We start from the raw sequence: 18,206 nt of genomic DNA, 5'->3' as shown, positions 1-18,206 counted from the left end.
CGCCTTTCTTGTCGTCGTCAGGGCCACAGCCGCTGCAGTTCGGCCAGCCATGGAACCGCCACCGCGATGGTGGGGACGATCAGTACCGCGGCGGCGGCGATGTAGGCGACCAGGGCCACCGCGACGCTGTTGGGCGGTCCGGCGAGCCGGTGCACCCGGATCACCGTGCTCGGGCCGCCGGCGGCCAGGGCTCCGGCCGGGGTCGGCCCGCAGGCGCAGGCCACCAGAGCCCGGGCCAGCGGGCTGGGGCCGGTGTGCCGCACCGCGGCGTCATCGGCCAGAAGTTCGACCAGCAGCGCCACCGCGTTGAGTGCGCTGGCGCTGCGCACGAACCGCGGGAATGCCGTGTGCGCCGCGACGAAGGCCTCCAGCACCAGGTCGTGGCGGGCCCGAAGGTGGGTCCGTTCGTGCCGCAGGATCGCGGCCAGTTCCGGCTCGGTGAGCGCAGCCAGGGTGCCCCGGCTGAGGACCACCCGGCTGCGCACGCCGGGCAGGCAGTAGGCCAGCGGTTCGGCGACGTCGAGCACCCGCACCGCGCCGAGTTCGCGGCGGTGCTCGGCTAGCAGGTCGACCATCATCCGGTGTTGCGCGCGCCGGCGGCGGGTGCCCACCGCCACCTCGACGAAGGCCAGCGCCAGGCGGGCGCCGATGACCAGGGTCGCGGCCAGCACCGCCACCGAGCCCAACCACAGCGGCCAGCCCAGGGCCGCGATCTGCTCACCGACATCAGCCGTCGGACGACCGTCGGGGCCGGGCACGAACAGCCTGGTGGCGAGGGCCAGGCCGGCACTGAAAGCCGACAGCACCGCGGCCACGGCGATCGACTGCCACAGCACGACGGCGGCCCGGGGTGCGCGCATCGGCCAGTGGGCTTTCGCCAGCAACCCCGGGACCGGCCCGACAAGAGCCAGGGCCAGGACGGTGAAGGCCAGCGCTGACACGTCTGACAGTGTCTCCCAGCGGGGAGGCCGGTGGGTGTCTTTCGACTCAGCCTGAGCGGTGTCTGGCCTCCAGGCCGGCCAGCGCCCGGCGCAACGCCTCGGCCTCGTCGGCGCCGACCCGCTCGACGAAATGGATCAGGGCGGCGCGGCGGTCCCCGGATTCGACCGCCTGGTCCAGGGCGTCGACCATCAGGCCGGCCACCAGTTCGTCGCGGCCGTGCGCCGCCGCGTAGCGGTGAGCGCGGTCATCGCGGATCTGAACCACCAGCTTCTTGCGGGCCAGGCGCTGCAGGACCGTCATGACGGTGGTGTAGGCGAGGTCGCGCCGGACGGCCAGGGCCTGGTGGACCTGCCGGACGGTCTGCGGCCGCTCGGCTGCCCACAGCTGATCCATCACGCTGCGCTCCAGGTCGCCCAGACCGGTCAGCTTGGCCATGCCCTCATCTCCCATGTCGAGGGTACTCCGGTTACTACGGAGCGTCGTACCTCGATTTCACGGTTCAACTCCCCGGGTCCCGGGAAAGTTCCCCCGGATCCCACCGGCCCCCCGGGAACCGGCGGAGTGGTCCACGGTGTAGACACGGACGGGTGGAACCCGGGAATGCTCCAGAAGCACTGTCCGCGCCCTTCGATGTCACGGTCGGGCTGAAGTACGTCGACGTGACTCCCGACGGTGTCAGCGCGGAGTTGACCGTGCACCCCGCCCTGCTTCAGCCGATGGGCATCGTTCACGGCGGCGTGTGGTGCTCGGTGGTGGAGTCGCTGGCCAGCGTCTCGGCCTACACCTGGCTGTCGGCCAACGGCGGTGGCAACGTCGTGGGGGTGAACAACAACACCGACTTCCTCCGGGCCGTGACCGAGGGCACGGTCCGCGCGGCGTCCGAGCCCGTTCACCGCGGCCGGCTTCAGCAGTTGTGGCTGGTGTCCATTCGCGACGACCGGCAGCGGCTGATCGCCCGCGGGCAGGTTCGCCTGCAGAACCTCCCGGCAGCCGGGTAGCCCCTCACGGCCGAGTCGGCGCCAGGCGCAGGACCAGCCGTGCCCCGCCAAGCGGACTGGTGTCCAGCGACGCAGTGCCGCCGTGCAGTTCGGCCTGCTGCGCCACCAGGGCCAGTCCCAGCCCCGAGCCGGCGTGGGTTGCCGTCGAACCACGCGAGAACCTCTCGAACACCGCCGCCCGTTCGCTCTCCGGCACACCGCTGCCGTTGTCGTCGACGGAGATCTCCACGCCGTCGGGTGTGCTGTGGACCTCGAGCCGGACCTCGGTCGCCCCACCGTGGCGCACAGCGTTGGCGATTGCGTTGTCGATCACCAGTCGCAAGCCGGCCGGAAGCCCGGTTGTGGCAACTGTCGGTGAATGCACAAGGGAAACAGCAAGATCGGGATAAATGCGTTCGGCGTCGTGCGCGGCACGGTCGAGCAGTTCGGCGAGGTCGAACGAAACGAAGTCGTCCGCGGTCGTCAGTTCGCCCTGAGCCAGGCGTTCCAGTGCGGTCAGGGTGGCCTCGATGCGGCTCTGAGTGCGGATGGTGTCGCCGATGACCTCCCGGCGACCCTCGTCGGTCAGGTCCAGGGTGGACAGCACCTCGAGGTTGGTGCGCATCGCGGTCAGTGGGGTGCGCAACTCGTGTGAGGCCACGGCCGCGAAGTCGCGCGCCGATTCCAGGGCGGCCCTGGTCTTTGCCTGCTCGTCGCCGATGCGGGCCAGCATGCCTTCGACCGCTTCGCCGATCTCCACCGCCTCGCTGACGCCTCGGACCTGGACCTCCTCGGGTTTGGACTGCGCGTTGATGGCACGGGCCTGCTGGGCGAGCAGACGGAAGGGGTCGATCATGATCAGCGCGAAGAACCAGCCGATCAAAACCGTTCCGATGATCACCCCGCCGCAGATCAGAACGACGCGCCAGTGCAGTTCGGCGATCCGGCGCTGGGTCTGGGCCAGCGGCGCCCCGAGTGCGATCGACGCGGCCCCGACGGAGAAGGTCCGGACCCGGTACTGGACACCGTCGATACTGGTGTCCGCGTAGCCGTCGGCGAGCTCGGGTAGCACGACGTCGGTGGGCATCGACACCGTCGTGCTGCCGACCCGTACGGTGCGCACGAGATTGCCGTCGGGGCTTGGGGTTCCGGGCGCAGGCGGCCCGGAGAGCAGGGTGCTGAAATCGCCGAGACTGCTGACCGAATCCAATCGCCGGTCCAACTGGCTGTACTGGTCGTTGGTGACCCCGACCCACACCCAGGTGCCGAGGGTGAGGACCAGGATGACGACCGAAAGTGCGGCGGTGATCACGATCGTGCGCAGCGACAACATCCGGGTCGGCAGCCGCTGCAGCAGCCGGTAGACGAGTTCACGGGGTCTGAGCATGGCGGATGTTCGCCGCGGTTCGGCTAAACGGCGTGGGCGAGGATCAGGGCCCGCGGGGGCAGGTCGCAGCGCCGGGATCGACGTGCAGCGGGCATGGTTCCCCTCGTTCCCCTCGTTCCCATCGTTCGTTCCGCACCGCCCTCAGGAGGCGGTGATCTCGGCGTCCTCGATTTCCTCGACGATCTCCTCGAGTTGCTCGATCCGGGTGCGCGCGTAGGCCTGCTGCTCGGTGATCGTGAGCTGGCCGCGGTGACTGCCGATGAACGTGGTCAGCCAGGAGAACGCGGTGACGATCCGCGCCTTGAATCCGACCAGATAGGCCAGGTGCAGGAACAGCCATGACAGCCAGGCGAAGTACCCGCTGAACTCGATCGGGCCGACCTTGACCACTGCGGAGTGCCGCGAGACGGTGGCCATCGAACCCTTGTCGAAGTACTTGAACGGCTCGCGGGCCGCAGGATCGGCCCCCCTGAGTTCGGCCTTGATCCGGCCGGCCGCGTAACGGGCGCCCTGAATGGCACCCTGCGCCTGACCGGGCACACCGTCGACCAGCGCCATGTCGCCGACGGCGAAGACGTTCGGGTACCCGGGCACGGTGAGGTCGGGCAGCACCCTGATCCGGCCGGCGCGGTCGATTTCCGCGCCGGACTGGTCGGCCAGGATTTTGGCCAGCGGGGTGGCGGCCACCCCGGCCGACCACACCTTGGTCTGGCACTCGATCCGGTCGATGGTGCCGTCGGCGCGCTTGACGGTGACCCCGTTGCGATCGACGTCGGTGACCATCGCGTTGAGCTGGATCTCAACGCCGAGTTTCTCCAGCCGCTGAGCCGCTTTACGGCCGAGCTTCTCTCCCATAGGGGGCAGCACCGCCGGGGCGGCGTCGAGGAGGATCACCCGAGCCTTGGTGGAGTCGATGTGCCGGAACGTGCCCTTGAGTGTGTTGTCGGCCAACTCGGCGATCTGGCCGGCCATCTCAACGCCGGTCGGCCCCGCGCCGACGACGACGAAGGTGAGCAGTTTGGCCCGGCGCTCCGGATCGCTGGACCGCTCCGCCTGCTCGAACGCACCCAGGATGCGGCCACGGACCTCCAGGGCGTCGTCGATGGTCTTCATGCCCGGCGCCCACTCGGCGAACTCGTCGTTGCCGAAGTAGGACTGGCCCGCGCCCGCGGCCACGATGAGGGTGTCGTACGGCGTGCTGTAGGTGTGGCCCAGAAGTTCGGAGTCGACGGACTGGTTGGCCAGGTCGATGTTGGTGACCTCGCCGAGCAGAACCTGGCAGTTCTTCTGCTTGCGCAGTATCACCCGGGTCGGCGGCGCGATCTCGCCTTCGGAGATGATGCCGGTGGCCACCTGGTAGAGCAGTGGCTGGAACAGGTGGTGGGTGGTCTTGGCGATCAGTTTGATGTCGACGTCGGCCCGCTTGAGCTTCTTGGCGGCACTCAGCCCGCCGAAGCCCGAGCCGATGATCACGACCTTGTGCTTATCCGTCGGGGTGGCGCCTGGGTGGGTCATCTTCGCTCCTCGGTGAAACCTGACATCGTTACGTTAGCGGGCCGCGGGGACCGGCGGGCGGGCACCGGTCATCGTCCCATCGCGGGCTCACGGTCCCAACACCGGCCGCAGCGCTTCGCCGACCCGGGCGATCGACCCGGGAACGTCGGACGGCAGATTGACGATCACCCCGTCGACGCCGGCGTCGACCACGTGGTCGCTGATCGTTTGGGCGATCCGCTCCGGGCTGCCCACCACCATCCGGCCGCGCATCGGTTTGGGCACCATGTCGTCGGTGAACTCGCGATCGGGGATGGCGGTCAGCAGAATGCTGGTCTCCAGGGTCATCGGGTCCCGGCCGGCCTCCCGGCAGCGGGCGGCCAGCGCCGCCATCTTTGCCGGCAACTCGGGCAGGGCAGCGATGATGTTGAGGTGGTCGAAGTGGCGGGCGGCCAGTCCGAAGGTTTTCCTCACACCGCTTCCGCCGATCATCAGCGGGATGTGGTCGCGGAATCGCGGTACGGCCACGGCATCCTCGGTGCGGTAGTACCGGCCCTGGAAGGTGACCCGCTCGCCTGCGATCATCGGCAGCATGATCGCCAGCGCCTCGTCGAGTTTGGCGAACCGCTCGGTGAACGTGCCGAACTCGAAACCAAGCTGGGTGTGCTCCAGTTCGAACCAGCCGGTCCCGACGCCCAGCACCGCCCTGCCCTGACTGAGGACGTCCAGAGTGGTGATGCTCTTGGCCAGCAGGGTGGGGTTGCGGTAGGTGTTTCCGGTGACGAGCGTGCCGAGCAGAACCCGCTCCGTGCCGGTCGCCAGCGCCCCGAGTGCGGTGTAGGCCTCCAGCATCGGCTCGTCGGGAGAGCCGAGCATCGGCAGCTGATAGAAGTGGTCCATCAGGAAGACCGCGTCGAATCCGGCCGCCTCGGCCTCGCGCGCCTGGGCCATCACGGTGGGGAACAACTCGGCCACCGGCGTGCCGTAGGAGAAGTTCGGGATCTGCAGGCCGAGTCGGATCGTCACGCCTGGCAACAGTAATGCGGCTGCGGCGCACGCTCAGAACAGGCTGAGGGAAATCAGCACCACGGCCAGGAGTGGAAAGGCGCCCTGGATGATCGCCGGCCGTGCCTTGTCCGGCGACGACGACAACAACACGACGGCGGCGGCGAGCATGGACCCGACTCCGGCCAGGATCAGCGCGGCGCCGACGCTTCGGTGCCCGGCCAGGACCAGCGCGACGCCGACGACGGTGACCACCGCGAGGAAGAGGTTGTAGAAGCCCTGATTGAAGGCCAGCATCCTGGTGGTCTGGGCTTCCTCCGGTGTGGTCCCGAACACCGCACGAGTGCGCGCTGTGGTCCAGGCGAAGGACTCCAGCGCGAAGATATAGACGTGCAGGCCGGCGGCCAGCGCCGCGAAGACAAGTCCGGCGCTGATCATCTGAAACCCCCGGATGGCGGAGTCGTGGTGCCCGGGTCCGAGCGAGTCGGACACTAGCCGACGGTGAGACCGGGCTCCGGCCTAGGGTGAGACGTCATGGGTGAGACGTCATGGGTGTGACGTCATGGGTGTGACGCCTCTGAGGCAGTCCCGTCCGGCCGTTCCGGTGGCGCTGCCGCGGTGGGTCTACCTGCCGGCGGCCCTCGCGGTCCTGTTCATCGCACTGCCGTTGGTTGCGCTGGCCGGAAAGGTCGACTGGTCCCGCTTCGGCGCGTTGGTCGGCAGTCCCGCGTCACGCGCCGCGCTGCTGCTGAGCCTTCAGACGGCGGCCGCGAGCACTCTGCTCTGTCTGATTCTCGGCGTGCCTCTGGCACTGGTCCTGGCCCGCCACCGGGGCCGTTGGGCACGTCTGCTGCGGTCGCTGACCCTGCTGCCCCTGGTGCTGCCGCCGGTGGTCGGCGGACTCGCGCTGCTATACGTGTTCGGCCGGCTGGGGCTGGTGGGGCATTACCTGGAGGCGGCCGGAATCCGGGTGGCCTTCACCACCGCCGCGGTGGTGCTCGCCCAGACGTTCGTTTCGCTGCCGTTTCTGGTGATCGCGATCGAAGGGGCCGCGCGGGCCATGGGCTCCGGCTACGACACGGTGGCCGCAACGCTGGGGGCCGCGCCGTCGACGGTGTGGTGGCGGGTGACCCTGCCGCTGCTGGCCCCGGGACTGCTCTCCGGCGCCGTGCTGGCGTTCGCCCGGGCACTGGGGGAGTTCGGGGCCACGCTGACCTTCGCCGGATCCCGTCAGGGGGTGACCCGCACCATGCCGCTGGAGATCTACCTGCAGCGCGAGGCCGACGCCGACGCCGCGGTGGCGTTGTCCGTCCTGCTGATCGCTGTCGCGGGGGTGATCGTCGTGGGTCTGGGCGTGCGGGTCGCCTCCGGCTGGGGACGGCCGGGTGGCTGACCTCGAGGTGTCGGCCACCGTCGAGGAACGCGGAGTCGACGTCTCCTTCGGCGTCTCGGAGGGGGAGGTCCTTGCCGTGCTCGGACCCAACGGGGCCGGAAAGTCGACCACGGCCTCGGTGGTCGCCGGGCTGTTACGTGCCGATCGGGCGGCGATCCGGGTGGGCCCGCGCACCCTCACCGACACCGCCCGGGGGGTGCACGTCCCGGTCCACGACCGGAGGGTCGGCGTGCTGATGCAGGATCCGTTGCTGTTCCCGCATCTGAGTGTGCGCGGCAACGTGCTCTTCGCCGCGGGCCGCCGCGACGACGGCCGGACCCGCGCGCGGCTGTGGTTGGAGCGGGTCGGAGCTGCCGGCCTGTCGGACCGCCGCCCGGCGGAGTTGTCCGGCGGCGAGGCGCAGCGGGTGGCGCTGGCCCGGGCGCTGGCCGCGGAACCGGAGGTACTGCTGCTCGACGAGCCGCTGGCCGGTCTGGACGTCGCCGCCGCCGCATCGGTCCGCCGGGCGCTGCGCGACGTGTTGGGCCAGGGCGGTGCCCGACCGGTCGTGCTCGTCACCCACGACCTGCTCGACGTGGTCGGTCTGGCTGACCGCGTGCTGGTGATGGAGTGCGGCCGGATCGTCGAGAGCGGTTCGGTCGCCGATGTGCTTGCAGCGCCCCGCAGCGCTTTCGGAGCGCGGATCGCCGGGGTGAACCTGGTTCGGGGAGTCGTCACCGCGCCGGGAGCCCTGCGCACTGCCGGCGGCCAGACCTGGCACGGGCTGCCCGCCGAACCGTTGCCTGCGGGAGCCGATGCCGTGGCGGTGTTCTCCCCGGCGTCGGTGGCGGTCTACACCGATCAGCCGCACGGAAGTCCGCGCAACAGTGTGCGGGCGCCGGTGGCGAGCCTGGAGGTCGCCGGGCCGGTGGTCCGGGTGCGGGCGGCCGCCCAGCCCGACGGTTGGCCCGGCCTGGCTGCCGACATCACCCCGGAGGCCGTTGCTGAATTGGGACTGATCGTCGACTTTCCAGCGTGGTTCACAGTAAAGACCCAGGAAGTGAGTTTGCACGCCGCATCCCGCCGTTAAGACCGGTGGTAGCGGGAAAAGTCGCGCGACACAGCCGGACCGCACACTTGCGTCACGGCTGTAACACGGTAGGTTCTTGGGCCATGACGCAGTCGGACCCGACCTCACGCCGCCCCGGACTGTGGACGGCCCTTGCCGCCACCGCCATCGCGGGAGCCGGCGCAGTGACCATCGCCATGGCCCCGGCACAGGCAGATCCGGTTCCGCCGCCGCCCGCACCGACCACCGCCGCGCCGCCGCCGGCTGACCCCAATGCCCCTCCGGCTCCGGCGGATCCGAACGCGGCGCCGGCCCCGGCTCCGGCCTCTCCGCCGCCGGCTGACCCCAATGCCCCTCCGGCTCCGGCTCCGGCGGATCCGAACGCGCCGCCGGCGCCGGCTTCTCCGGCTCCGGCTCCGGCGGATCCGAACGCGCCGCCGGCTCCGGCTTCTCCGGCTCCGCCTCCGGCGGATCCGAACGCGGCCCCTGCCCCCGACGCCGCCCGAGTCGAGAACGCGGCCGGCGGATTCAGCTACATCCTGCCCGGCGGCTGGGAGGTGGCCGACGCATCGCGGCTGAGCTATGGCCAGGCGCTGCTGCTCAAGCAGACCGGTCCCGCGCCGCTGCCCGGTCAACCCGCGGCCACCGCGAGCGACACCAGCGTGCTGCTGGGTCGACTCGACCTGAAGCTGTTCGCCGGCGCCGAGGCCGACAACGGCAAGGCGGCCGTGCGGCTGGCCTCGGACATGGGGGAGTTCTTCATGCCCTTCCCCGGTAGCCGCATCAACCAGCAGACCGGCACGCTGCAGGCCGGCGACATGCCCGGGGCCTGGTCGTCCTACGAGGTGAAGTTCACCGACACAAGCACGCCGAACGGCCAGATCTGGGCCGGCGTCGTCGGCTCCGGCAGCAACCGGTGGTTCGAGGTGTGGCTGGGAACCGCCAAGAGTCCCGTCGACCCGGCGGGGGCAACCGCGCTCGCCCAGTCGATCCGGCCGTATACGCCGCCGCCCGCGCCCGCTGCGCCGGCCCCCGATCCGAACGCCCCTGCCGCGCCGGGAGCACCGGCGTTGGGAGTGCCGGTTCCGGTGACGACGCCGGTGCCTGAGATGCCGGTTCCGGGACTGCCCGCGCCCGCACCCGCACCGGAAGCTGCGCCTGCCGCCCCGGCTGCGCCCGCGCCGCCGCCCGCTCCGGCGCCGCCGCCCGCTCCGGCGCCCGCAGCCTGACGCCTCAGTGACACACCGGCGGCCTCCCGCCGCCCATTCGTAGCCGTTCGGTTCTCCGAATCGTTACGGCCGCAGGCTATACCGGAAGGATGCGCTCGGCGTCCCGCTGAGCCTGTCCAAGGACGGAGTGCGTCACCATGATCATGAACATCATCTGGATGGTCATCCTCGGCCTCATCGTGGGATTCATCGCCAAACTGCTGGTTCCCGGCAGCGGTCATCTGGGCTGGCTGTCGACCGCGTTGCTCGGCATCGCCGGCGGCTGGGTCGGCGGCACGCTGGGCAGCCTGATCTTCTCGCCGCACCAGTTCGAGCTCACCCCGCCGATCAAGCACTCGTTCCTGGGCTCGCTGGTGGGCGCGGTGATTCTTCTGCTGGTCTATCGCAAATTCTCAAGGCCGCGGGTCTAAGCGTCCGACCGCTTCCGCGGTGACCGCCGGACCGGCTCGCGCCGGCCCGGCGGTCGCTTCGCCCGCGCCGGGTTCCGGGCACGATTGAGCGAGCGCGATTGAGCGCGCACGATTGAAATCGTGAGAACCATGCGCTGCTGGCGGGTCCGCCGGCCGGGGCCGGCCGGCGGCGGACCGCTCGAGTTCGACGAACTGGCCGCCGTACCCGAACCCGCCGACGGCGAGCTGCTGGTTGCCGTCCGCGCGTGCGGGGTCTGTCGAACCGACCTGCACGTGGCCGAGGGCGACCTGAACGTGCACCGCCCAAGGGTCACCCCCGGACACGAGGTGGTCGGAGAGGTGGTGGGACTCGGGGCGGGCGCCACCGGTTACGCGATCGGTGACCGGGTGGGCATCGCCTGGCTGCGTCACACCTGCGGACGGTGCCGCTACTGCCGACGCGGCGCGGAGAACCTGTGCCCGCAATCCCTTTACACGGGGTGGGACGCCGACGGCGGTTACGCCGACTTCACGACCGTCCCAGCGGAATTCGCCCTCCGGCTTCCGGATGGATACACCGACGGCGAGCTGGCACCGCTGTTGTGTGCGGGGATTATCGGATACCGCGCCCTGCTGCGCGCCGAGCTGCCGCCCGGTGGGAGGCTCGGGCTCTACGGGTTCGGCGGCAGCGCGCACATCACCGCCCAGGTGGCCATCGCCCTGGGTGCGGAGGTGCATGTGATGACCCGCGGCGCCGGAGCCCGTGAGCTGGCACTGGCTCTGGGGGCGGCATCGGCCCGCGGTGCCGCCGATGCCCCGCCGGCGAAACTCGACGCGGCGATACTGTTCGCTCCGGTAGGGGATCTGGTGCCGCCCGCGCTGGAGGCTCTGGACCGCGGCGGGACGCTCGCGGTCGCCGGAATCCACCTCAGCGACATCCCGCCGCTGAACTACCAGCGTCACCTGTTCCAGGAACGCCGGCTGCGATCGGTCACCTCCAACACCCGTGCCGACGCCCGCGAATTCCTCGCCTTCGCCGAGGAGCACCGCATCGAGGTCACCACCCCGCGCTACCCGTTGAGCCGGGCCGATCAGGCCCTGATCGACCTGGCGGAGGGAAGGATCGCCGGGGCCGCGGTGCTGCTGCCGTGAGTTCTGCCCGGGCTCACGGCGGCAGGCATGAGTGGAGGCCTGCCTAGGTCGACAGGTGCCACACCAGCGCGGCGGCCAGCGCGCCCACGCCGTTGAGTGACCAGTGCAGCGCGATGGGCGCTATCAGGCTGCCGCTGCGGCGGCGCAGCCAGGTGAACACGAAGCCCGCGGCGGCGGTGGCGATCACCGCGCCCACCACACCGGCGACCATGCCGAACACCCCGTCGCCCAGCACCCGGGTGAAGCCGACGTTGCCACTGGTCAGACCGAGCGACGACGCGATGTGCCACAGGCCGAAGAGCAGCGACCCGGCCGCGGCCACGCCGCGGAAACCCCAGACCCGGTCCAGGGTGCCGTGCAGCACGCCCCGGAACGCCAGTTCCTCGGGAATGACGGTCTGCAGCGGGATGATGACCATCGAGGCGATCACCGCGCCGGAGAATGAGGCGTAGCGGTCATTGAGGAACAGCGGCCGGGTCCACGGCAACAGCGCGCCGATGGCGACCACTGCGATGACCAGCCCGGTCGCCGCCAGCGCGTAGCCGGCTCCCGATCTCCAGTGCTCCCGGCCCAGGCCGAGTTCCGACCAGCCCAACCCGCGGGCCCGAACCAGCAGCAGCAGTGCCAGCGCGGCGGCCGGCACCGTCGCCACGCCGGCCCAGGGCGTGGTGAAGTGCGCGACCAGATTGGTGATGGCGAGCACGACGACGACAAGGACGATGTCGGCATAGACCCGGAAGTGGTGCAGGGCCGCCAGGTGCGCCAGTGCAGGGTGCGGCGGCGCGGCGGGGGCGCTGTAGGCAGACATTTGCCCGCCATCCTACCGGCGGAAACGGCGCCGGAGGCCCCGCGTGTAACGCACCCGACAATCGGGAATAAACGCCGCCGGCGGCCGAAATCGGCTCGCTGCCAGGGCCGAGTCGCAGCCAGCCACTAAGCTCGGCGCCGGAGGACGGAAGGCATGGTGTTGAGCGGTAGCGAGCCACTGCTGGCGCACATGCGGGTGCTCGACCTCTGCGACGGCGAGGCCGACACCGTCACCAGGCTGCTGGCCGACCTGGGGGCCGACGTGATCAAGATCGAACCGCCCGGCGGCGGCACGGCCCGCTCCGCCCGGCCGACCCTCGCCGGGGTGAGCATTCCCTTTTCCCTGCATAACGCCAACAAGCGATCGGTGGCACTCGATCCCGCCGATCCCGCCGATCGTCGCAGGCTGGTCGAACTGGCCGCCGGTGCAGACGTGGTCGTCGACAGCGGCATCCCGGGCCGCGCCGCGGCCTACGGCACGACGTGTGAGCGACTCGCCGACCGGTTCAGCCACCTGGTCACGATGCTGGTGAGCGATTTCGGCAGCACCGGGCCGTACGCGTCGTGGCGCGCCACCGACCCGGTGTTCTACGCGATGGGCACCGCCCTGTCGCGATCCGGGCCCGCTACCGGCACCCCGGTGCTTCCCCCGGACGGGATCGCCTCGGCGACGGCGGCGGTCCAGGCCGCCTGGGTCGCGTTGCTCGCCTACTACAACAGACTGCGCTGCGGTGCCGGCGATTACATCGACTTCTCCCGCTTCGACGCCGTCGTCATGGCATTGGATCCGCCGTTCGGGACCCAAGGTCAGGCCGCCACCGCCCGCACCGCCGGCGAACGCTGGCGGGGCAGGCCCCGCAACCAGGACCTGTATCCGATCTTCCGGTGCCGGGACGGATTCGTGCGGATCTGTGTCATGGCGCCGCGGCAGTGGCATGGACTGCGCGCCTGGCTCGGCGAGCCCGAGCAGTTTCTCGACCCGCGATTCGACAGCCTTGCCGCCCGAGCGCAGGCGTTCCCCGAACTCGGAGCATTGATCGGTGCGATGTTCGCCGATCGGACCAGGGACGAACTCGTCGCCGAAGGCCAACGACACGGTGTGCCGATCGCGGCGGTCCTGACTCCCGCCGAGGCTCTGCATTCCGACCATCTAGGCGCGGTCGGAGCCCTCGCCGACACCGCGCTGGCTCCCGGCCTCAGTGCCCGGGTACCAGTCGGTTACTGGTCGGTCGACGGATACCGGGCGGGTATCCGCACCCCGGCTCCGGCCCTGTCGTGCGATGAAATCGACTGGCGCACCGAGTCGTTCGACCCGGAACCGATCGCAGCTGCCGGCGGACTTCCGCTTGCGGGAATCCGGATCGTCGACCTCGGCATCATCGTCGCCGGGGGAGAGCTGAGTCGGTTGTTCGGCGACATGGGGGCCGAAGTCATCAAGGTCGAGAGTGCCGCCTATCCGGACGGTCTACGGCAGAAGCGTGAGCACCAGGCGATCGGTGACTCCTTCGCCCGCGCTCACCGCAACCATCTGGGATTCGGCCTGGACCTTCGCAGTCCGGCCGGCACCGGGGTGTTCGCCAAACTCGTCGCCCGGGCCGACGCCGTCTTCGCCAACTTCAAGCCGGGAACCCTGCGCGCCCTCGGCCTGGACTACGAGCGGCTGCGCGAACTCAATCCGGGCATCGTGCTCGCCGAGAGCAGCGCCTACGGCGACGCGGGGCCGTGGAGCACCCGGATGGGGTACGGCCCGCTGGTCCGGGCCGCGACCGGCGTGACCAGCCTGTGGGCCTCCGATCAGCCCAATCCGCTTGCCCGACACCCCTTCTACGACGCGACGACGATCTTCCCCGACCACGTGGTGGGGCGGATCGCCGCGATAGGCGCGCTGGCGGCCCTGATTCGCCGGCAGCGCTGCGGTTTCGGGGCCAGGATCCACGTCTCGCAGGCCGAGGCGGGGATCAACCAGCTCGACACCGTCTTCGTCTCGCTGGCCGCCTCCGGTGACGGAGCCGCGGGGGTCCGGTCCAGCACCGCCGAGCACCTGGTGCTGCCCTGCGCCGGCGACGACGAGTGGTGCGTGGTGTCGCTGTGCTCGGAAGCCGACCGCGAAGCGGTTGCCGCGCTCACTGCGGGCGTTCCGCTGGCAGACTGGGCGGCCCGGCAAGCGCCGCTGGACGTCGCGCAGCGCCTGCAGGCCGCCGGCGTCGCGGCCGGGCCGATGTCCCGCGCCGACGAGGTCTACCAGAACCCGCAGTTGCGGTCGCGTCAGGTCCTGACCGACATGGTCCATCCGTTGCTGGAGGTTCCGCTGCCCGCCGAGACCGGCCCGGCGCCCTTCCGCAACATCCCGCGTTCCCCGCTGCGGCCCGCTCCGTTGCCGGGTGCCGACACCCGCGCGGTCTGCCGTGACGTTCTGGACCTGTCCCCGGCCGAGACCGAGCGGCTGATCGCCGACGGAGTTCTGTTCGCCACCGAGGAGAGACAAGGAGTGCCGCCGTGACCGCACATTCGAGGACCGCCCGCCCGGAACTGTTCATCGACGGCGAGTTCCGCGCCGCCGAGAAGGCGGAACCGGTCCTGGAAGCGGCGACCGGCGAGTTGCTCGGTGACGGTGCCAGCGCCACCGAGGCGGACGTCGACGCCGCCGTCGCCGCCGCCCGACGCGCACTGTCCGGCTGGGCATCGGCATCCCCCGACCCCCGGGCCGGGGTCCTCACGGGGTTCGCCGCGGCCCTGCACCGCCGCGCGGCGGACACCAGCGAACTGGTGAGCCGGGAGAACGGGATGCCGATGGCGCTGTCCAGCGGCGCCAACGGGCAGTTTCCCGCCGCGCTGTTCGGTTACTACGCCAAGCTGGTCACCGCCACGCCGATCGAGGAGGTCCGGCCCAGCCGGACCGGTCACACCATCGTGCGCCGTGAGCCGGTCGGTGTGGTTGCGGCGATCGTGCCGTGGAATTACCCGCAGGCACTGGCCGCCTTCAAGCTCGCCCCGGCTCTGGCGGCCGGGTGCGCGGTCGTCCTGAAGGCATCACCGGAAACTGCGCTGGACGCAATGGTTTTCGCACAGGCCGCCGAGGAGGCCGGGCTGCCCAAGGGTGTGCTCAACATCCTGCCGGGGGGCACCGGGGCCGGTGCCCACCTGGTTTCGCACCCCGGCGTGGACAAGGTCAGCTTCACCGGCTCCACCGCGGTCGGGCGGATCATCGGCGAGGTCTGCGGACGCCTGCTGCGGCCGGTCACCCTCGAACTGGGCGGCAAGTCCGCGGCGATCATTCTCGATGACGCCGATCTGACCGCGACCATGCGCGGGTTACGGTCGGTCTCGCTGATCAACAACGGCCAGACCTGCTTTCTGGGTTCACGCATCCTCGCACCGCGGTCGCGGTACGGCGAGGTCGTTGACGCACTGGCCGATCTGGTCAGCGGTCTCAATGTCGGCAACCCGTTGGACACCGCGACCGACATCGGTCCGGTGGTCAGTTCCCGCCAGCGGGATCGAGTACTGGGTTACATCGCGGCGGGGAGGAACAGTGACGCGAAACTCGTTGCCGGCGGCGGGATTCCGGCGGATCAGCCACGTGGCTGGTTCGTCGAGCCGACGGTGTTCGCCGACGTCGACAACTCCGACCCCATCGCCCGGGAGGAGATCTTCGGGCCGGTGCTGGCGGTGATTCCGTACGACAGCGACGAACAGGCCGTCGCGCTTGCCAACGACAGCGAGTTCGGCCTGGCCGGCACGGTGTGGTCCACCGACACCAACCGGGCGACCGAGGTCGCCCGCGAGATCAGGACCGGCACCGTCGGCGTCAACGACTACCAACTGGACATCAACGCGCCCTTCGGCGGCGTCAAAGCCAGCGGCATCGGCCGCGAACTCGGGCCGGAGGGTCTCGAGGAGTTCTTCAGCCTCAAGTCGATCTACCGGGTGGGTCCCGCCGACGCCTGACCCGCTGTGACTAGTCGCGGGCGAACGCCGCAGCGGCCTCCCGCTCCAGATCCAGGTACTGGTCCCCGCCGATGTCGACGCCCACCCCGAGGATCCGCCCGCCGGTGAACGGGAAGCCCGGCGGGTAGGAGCGGCTGACCGGGTCGGCGCTGTCGAACCCGACACACAATCCGTCGCCGGAGAGGGTGAACTTGCCGACCTGGGCCCGCATCGGACCCTCGGCCACCACCTTCTCGTCGACGTAGAGCTTCGCCGTTCCCGTCGACTCGCCGTGCTCGCCGGCGCCCTCGCGGACGAACTCCACCCCGAGGGTGTGGTTGCCCGCTGTGAGCTTGGGTGAGACGAACTCCTGCTCGGGTTTGATGCCCAGGAAGTTGTAGACGTAGTGCAGCTTTCCGTCCTTGATGAACAGGGTGTGCCCGCCGAAGCGTGACCCGTGCGCGAAGATCACGCCCTCGGTGTCCTTGGTGACCTCGACGTCGGCGAGGATCTTGTAGGACCGCCCGCGGACGTTGACCGCCGCACCCTCGGGCACCGGAGCGGTGTCGGGGTAGTAGATGTAGCGGTTGCGCGGCGGCTCGGCCTGGGGACGTGCGTTGCCCAGCTGCTCGACCGCGGTGCGATCGTCAAGGGGCAGAACGAAGTTCTTGTCGGCCTCCTCGAACCAGGCGTCGATGAGCTCCTTGAGCTTCTCGGGATGCTTGTCGGCGACGTTCGTGGACTCGGCCCGGTCGGCGTCGACGTGGTAGAGCTCCCAGACGTCGGAGTCGAAGTTGCCCTTGCCGCTGATCGGGGCGTGCAGCGCGGAGGCCTTCCAGCCGCCCTGCCACAGTCCACGGGTTCCCAGCATGGCGTAGTACTGACGCTTCTTCTTCGTCTTGGCGTCGGCCTGATCGAAGCTGTAGCGCATCGATACGCCGTTGAGCGGGTACTGCTCCACGCCCCGGTACACCTCGGGCATCTCCAGTCCGGTGACATCGAGGATGGTCGCCACGACGTCGGTGGAGTGGTGGTACTGGTGGCGCATCTCGCCCCTGGCCTTGATTCCCCTGGGCCAGTGGATCACCAGCGGATCGCAGGTGCCGCCGGAGAACTGGGCGTAGCGCTTGAACATCTGGAACGGAGTGGAGAACGCCGCCGCCCAGCCGGTGGGGTAGTGGTTGTAGGTCTCCGGGCTGCCCAGGGTGTCCAGGTACTGCATGTTCTCCGAGAGCTCGTCGGGGTAGCCGTTGAAGAACTTGTTCTCGTTGACCGACCCGTTCGGCGAGCCCTCCCCGGAGGCGCCGTTGTCCGCGCAGTAGAAGATGAGCGTGTTGTCCAGCTGACCGGTCTGCTCGAGGTAGTCGATTATGCGGCCGACCTGGACGTCGGTGTACTCCGAGAAACCGGCGAACACCTCGGCCATCCGGGCGAAGAGCTTGCGCTCGTCGTCGTTGAGTTCGGCCCACGGCCGCACGTAGTCGCCCTCGTTGGCGACGTCCTCGGGCATCGGGTTGAGCGGGGTCAGTTCGGTGCCCTCCGGCATCACGCCGCGTTCGATCATTCGCGCCAGGACCCACTCGCGGTAGGCCTCGTAGCCGTCGTCGAACTTGCCCTTGTACTTGTCGATGTATTCCTGCGGTGCGTGGTGCGGGGCGTGGTTGGCGCCGGGGCAGAACCACATGTACCACGGCTTGGACGGGGTTGCGGAGTGCTGGTCGCGCAACATCCGAAGAGCTTGGTCGGCAAGGTCTTTGGAGAGGTGGTAACCCTCCTCCGGGGAGGCCGGCGGCTCGATGAAGCGGTTGTCCTCGACCAGGTCGGGGTACCAGTTGTTGGTCTCCCCGCCGAGGAATCCGTAGAACCGGTCGAAGCCCTTGGACAGCGGCCACTCCGAGCGGCTGCCGCCGGCGGAGATGTCCTCTTCTGGAACGTTGTGGTTCTTGCCGATCCAGAAGGTGCTGTAGCCGTTGTCCTGCAGCACCTGGCCGATGGTGGCGCACTCGGCGGGCAGCCGGCCGGCCGCGCCGGGGAAGCCGTTCGAACCCTCGGTGATCGCCGCGCAGCGGTTGACGTGATGATTGCGTCCGGTCAGGAAGGTCGACCGGGTCGGGGAGCACAGCGCCGTGGTGTGCCACTGGGTGTAGGCCAGGCCGTTACCGGCCAGCCGGTCGAGGGTCGGCATGTCGATCCGGCCGCCGTAGGGCGACCAGGCCGCCAGGCCGGTGTCGTCGTAGAGCACGATCAGGATGTTGGGGGCGCCCTCGGGAGCCCTGGTCAACTCGTAAGGCCCCCAGTCCGGCACCGAGTCCCGGACGTCGAGTTTGATGACTCCCTTGAACGGCTTTGTCATGGATATCCTTTCGCGTCGGCGACTCATCCTTGCACGCCGCTTGCCCCGCTCGTCGTGGCCGACGCTTTGGCCAGCAAGCGGTCGTGATGCGGGCTCCCGGTTT

General features: G+C 69.9%; 16 protein-coding genes. 8 read left to right on the top strand and 8 right to left on the bottom strand.

Going from position 1 to position 18,206, the window contains the following annotated elements:
• Positions 1-17 precede the first annotated feature (17 nt).
• Together ACKOQ4_RS03720 and ACKOQ4_RS03715 are read right to left on the bottom strand one after the other, a co-directional pair.
• Positions 18-941 (bottom strand): M56 family metallopeptidase, encoded by a 924-nt coding sequence (locus tag ACKOQ4_RS03720; RefSeq protein ID WP_526288933.1) that lies wholly within the window; start codon positions 939-941, stop codon positions 18-20.
• A 46-nt stretch (positions 942-987) separates the two neighbouring features.
• The gene (locus ACKOQ4_RS03715) at positions 988-1,377 is read right to left on the bottom strand and encodes a BlaI/MecI/CopY family transcriptional regulator (protein WP_526288959.1); all 390 of its coding nucleotides are present in this window, start codon (positions 1,375-1,377) and stop codon (positions 988-990) included.
• Positions 1,378-1,529: 152 nt separating this feature from the next.
• Here ACKOQ4_RS03715 and ACKOQ4_RS03710 point away from each other — a divergent pair, with 152 nt between their 5' ends.
• Positions 1,530-1,940: a PaaI family thioesterase gene (locus tag ACKOQ4_RS03710; RefSeq protein ID WP_526288931.1), complete on the top strand. Its 411-nt coding sequence runs from the start codon at positions 1,530-1,532 to the stop codon at positions 1,938-1,940.
• 4 nt (positions 1,941-1,944) lie between these two features.
• Here the strand turns inward: ACKOQ4_RS03710 and ACKOQ4_RS03705 are convergent, their stop codons facing one another.
• From ACKOQ4_RS03705 to ACKOQ4_RS03690, 4 genes are all read right to left on the bottom strand, one after another.
• Positions 1,945-3,306 carry a sensor histidine kinase gene (locus ACKOQ4_RS03705; RefSeq protein WP_526288929.1) on the bottom strand — a complete coding sequence of 454 codons (1,362 nt, stop codon included), beginning with the start codon at positions 3,304-3,306 and terminating at the stop codon, positions 1,945-1,947.
• A 141-nt stretch (positions 3,307-3,447) separates the two neighbouring features.
• The gene (gene ndh / locus ACKOQ4_RS03700) at positions 3,448-4,821 is read right to left on the bottom strand and encodes a type II NADH:quinone oxidoreductase Ndh (protein ID WP_526288927.1); all 1,374 of its coding nucleotides are present in this window, start codon (positions 4,819-4,821) and stop codon (positions 3,448-3,450) included.
• An 87-nt stretch (positions 4,822-4,908) separates the two neighbouring features.
• Positions 4,909-5,826, bottom strand: a complete 918-nt coding sequence (locus ACKOQ4_RS03695) for an LLM class F420-dependent oxidoreductase (protein ID WP_526288925.1) — start codon at positions 5,824-5,826, stop codon at positions 4,909-4,911.
• 33 nt (positions 5,827-5,859) lie between these two features.
• Positions 5,860-6,243 carry a DUF1304 domain-containing protein gene (locus ACKOQ4_RS03690; protein ID WP_526288957.1) on the bottom strand — a complete coding sequence of 128 codons (384 nt, stop codon included), beginning with the start codon at positions 6,241-6,243 and terminating at the stop codon, positions 5,860-5,862.
• Positions 6,244-6,382: 139 nt separating this feature from the next.
• On the opposite strand from ACKOQ4_RS03690, the gene ACKOQ4_RS03685 reads away from it, so the two are divergent.
• The 5 genes from ACKOQ4_RS03685 (at position 6,383) to ACKOQ4_RS03665 (ending at position 11,016) form a co-directional block, all read left to right on the top strand.
• Positions 6,383-7,198, top strand: coding sequence for an ABC transporter permease (locus tag ACKOQ4_RS03685; RefSeq protein WP_526288955.1), 816 nt, complete (start codon positions 6,383-6,385; stop codon positions 7,196-7,198).
• Positions 7,191-8,267 carry a sulfate/molybdate ABC transporter ATP-binding protein gene (locus ACKOQ4_RS03680; RefSeq protein WP_526288923.1) on the top strand — a complete coding sequence of 359 codons (1,077 nt, stop codon included), beginning with the start codon at positions 7,191-7,193 and terminating at the stop codon, positions 8,265-8,267. Before ACKOQ4_RS03685 ends, ACKOQ4_RS03680 begins: the two co-directional genes overlap by 8 nt.
• 83 nt (positions 8,268-8,350) lie before the next feature.
• Positions 8,351-9,475: an APA family fibronectin-binding glycoprotein gene (locus tag ACKOQ4_RS03675; RefSeq protein ID WP_526288921.1), complete on the top strand. Its 1,125-nt coding sequence runs from the start codon at positions 8,351-8,353 to the stop codon at positions 9,473-9,475.
• A 137-nt stretch (positions 9,476-9,612) separates the two neighbouring features.
• The gene (locus tag ACKOQ4_RS03670; protein WP_526288919.1) at positions 9,613-9,885 is read left to right on the top strand and encodes a GlsB/YeaQ/YmgE family stress response membrane protein; all 273 of its coding nucleotides are present in this window, start codon (positions 9,613-9,615) and stop codon (positions 9,883-9,885) included.
• A gap of 129 nt (positions 9,886-10,014) precedes the next feature.
• Positions 10,015-11,016: a zinc-binding alcohol dehydrogenase family protein gene (locus tag ACKOQ4_RS03665; RefSeq protein WP_526288953.1), complete on the top strand. Its 1,002-nt coding sequence runs from the start codon at positions 10,015-10,017 to the stop codon at positions 11,014-11,016.
• 43 nt (positions 11,017-11,059) lie between these two features.
• Here the strand turns inward: ACKOQ4_RS03665 and ACKOQ4_RS03660 are convergent, their stop codons facing one another.
• Positions 11,060-11,824 (bottom strand): CPBP family intramembrane glutamic endopeptidase, encoded by a 765-nt coding sequence (locus tag ACKOQ4_RS03660; protein WP_526288917.1) that lies wholly within the window; start codon positions 11,822-11,824, stop codon positions 11,060-11,062.
• Between the two features lie 153 nt (positions 11,825-11,977).
• Here ACKOQ4_RS03660 and ACKOQ4_RS03655 point away from each other — a divergent pair, with 153 nt between their 5' ends.
• Together ACKOQ4_RS03655 and ACKOQ4_RS03650 are read left to right on the top strand one after the other, a co-directional pair.
• Positions 11,978-14,323 carry a CaiB/BaiF CoA-transferase family protein gene (locus ACKOQ4_RS03655; RefSeq protein ID WP_526288915.1) on the top strand — a complete coding sequence of 782 codons (2,346 nt, stop codon included), beginning with the start codon at positions 11,978-11,980 and terminating at the stop codon, positions 14,321-14,323.
• Positions 14,320-15,771 carry an aldehyde dehydrogenase gene (locus ACKOQ4_RS03650; RefSeq protein ID WP_526288913.1) on the top strand — a complete coding sequence of 484 codons (1,452 nt, stop codon included), beginning with the start codon at positions 14,320-14,322 and terminating at the stop codon, positions 15,769-15,771. Before ACKOQ4_RS03655 ends, ACKOQ4_RS03650 begins: the two co-directional genes overlap by 4 nt.
• A gap of 10 nt (positions 15,772-15,781) precedes the next feature.
• Here ACKOQ4_RS03650 and ACKOQ4_RS03645 read toward each other — a convergent pair whose 3' ends face one another.
• Entirely contained in the window at positions 15,782-18,103 is a 2,322-nt protein-coding gene (locus tag ACKOQ4_RS03645) for an arylsulfatase (protein ID WP_526288911.1), read from the bottom strand.
• Positions 18,104-18,206: the final 103 nt, after the last annotated feature.

Source organism: Mycobacterium sp., assembly GCF_046095365.1.
Lineage (GTDB): Bacteria > Actinomycetota > Actinomycetes > Mycobacteriales > Mycobacteriaceae > Mycobacterium.
Note: the sequence above shows the minus strand (reverse complement) of the source record. Positions and strands in the feature narration are given on the sequence as shown.

What these genes read in the sequence shown, in the direction of transcription:
- ACKOQ4_RS03715 (WP_526288959.1), bottom strand. Translation starts at nt 1,377, where the DNA reads ATGGCCAAGCTGACCGGTCTGGGCGACCTGGAGCGCAGCGTGATGGAT.
- ACKOQ4_RS03705 (WP_526288929.1), bottom strand. Translation starts at nt 3,306, where the DNA reads ATGCTCAGACCCCGTGAACTCGTCTACCGGCTGCTGCAGCGGCTGCCG.
- ndh (WP_526288927.1), bottom strand. Translation starts at nt 4,821, where the DNA reads ATGACCCACCCAGGCGCCACCCCGACGGATAAGCACAAGGTCGTGATC.
- ACKOQ4_RS03690 (WP_526288957.1), bottom strand. Translation starts at nt 6,243, where the DNA reads ATGATCAGCGCCGGACTTGTCTTCGCGGCGCTGGCCGCCGGCCTGCAC.
- ACKOQ4_RS03675 (WP_526288921.1), top strand. Translation starts at nt 8,351, where the DNA reads ATGACGCAGTCGGACCCGACCTCACGCCGCCCCGGACTGTGGACGGCC.
- ACKOQ4_RS03670 (WP_526288919.1), top strand. Translation starts at nt 9,613, where the DNA reads ATGATCATGAACATCATCTGGATGGTCATCCTCGGCCTCATCGTGGGA.
- ACKOQ4_RS03665 (WP_526288953.1), top strand. Translation starts at nt 10,015, where the DNA reads ATGCGCTGCTGGCGGGTCCGCCGGCCGGGGCCGGCCGGCGGCGGACCG.
- ACKOQ4_RS03660 (WP_526288917.1), bottom strand. Translation starts at nt 11,824, where the DNA reads ATGTCTGCCTACAGCGCCCCCGCCGCGCCGCCGCACCCTGCACTGGCG.
- ACKOQ4_RS03655 (WP_526288915.1), top strand. Translation starts at nt 11,978, where the DNA reads ATGGTGTTGAGCGGTAGCGAGCCACTGCTGGCGCACATGCGGGTGCTC.
- ACKOQ4_RS03645 (WP_526288911.1), bottom strand. Translation starts at nt 18,103, where the DNA reads ATGACAAAGCCGTTCAAGGGAGTCATCAAACTCGACGTCCGGGACTCG.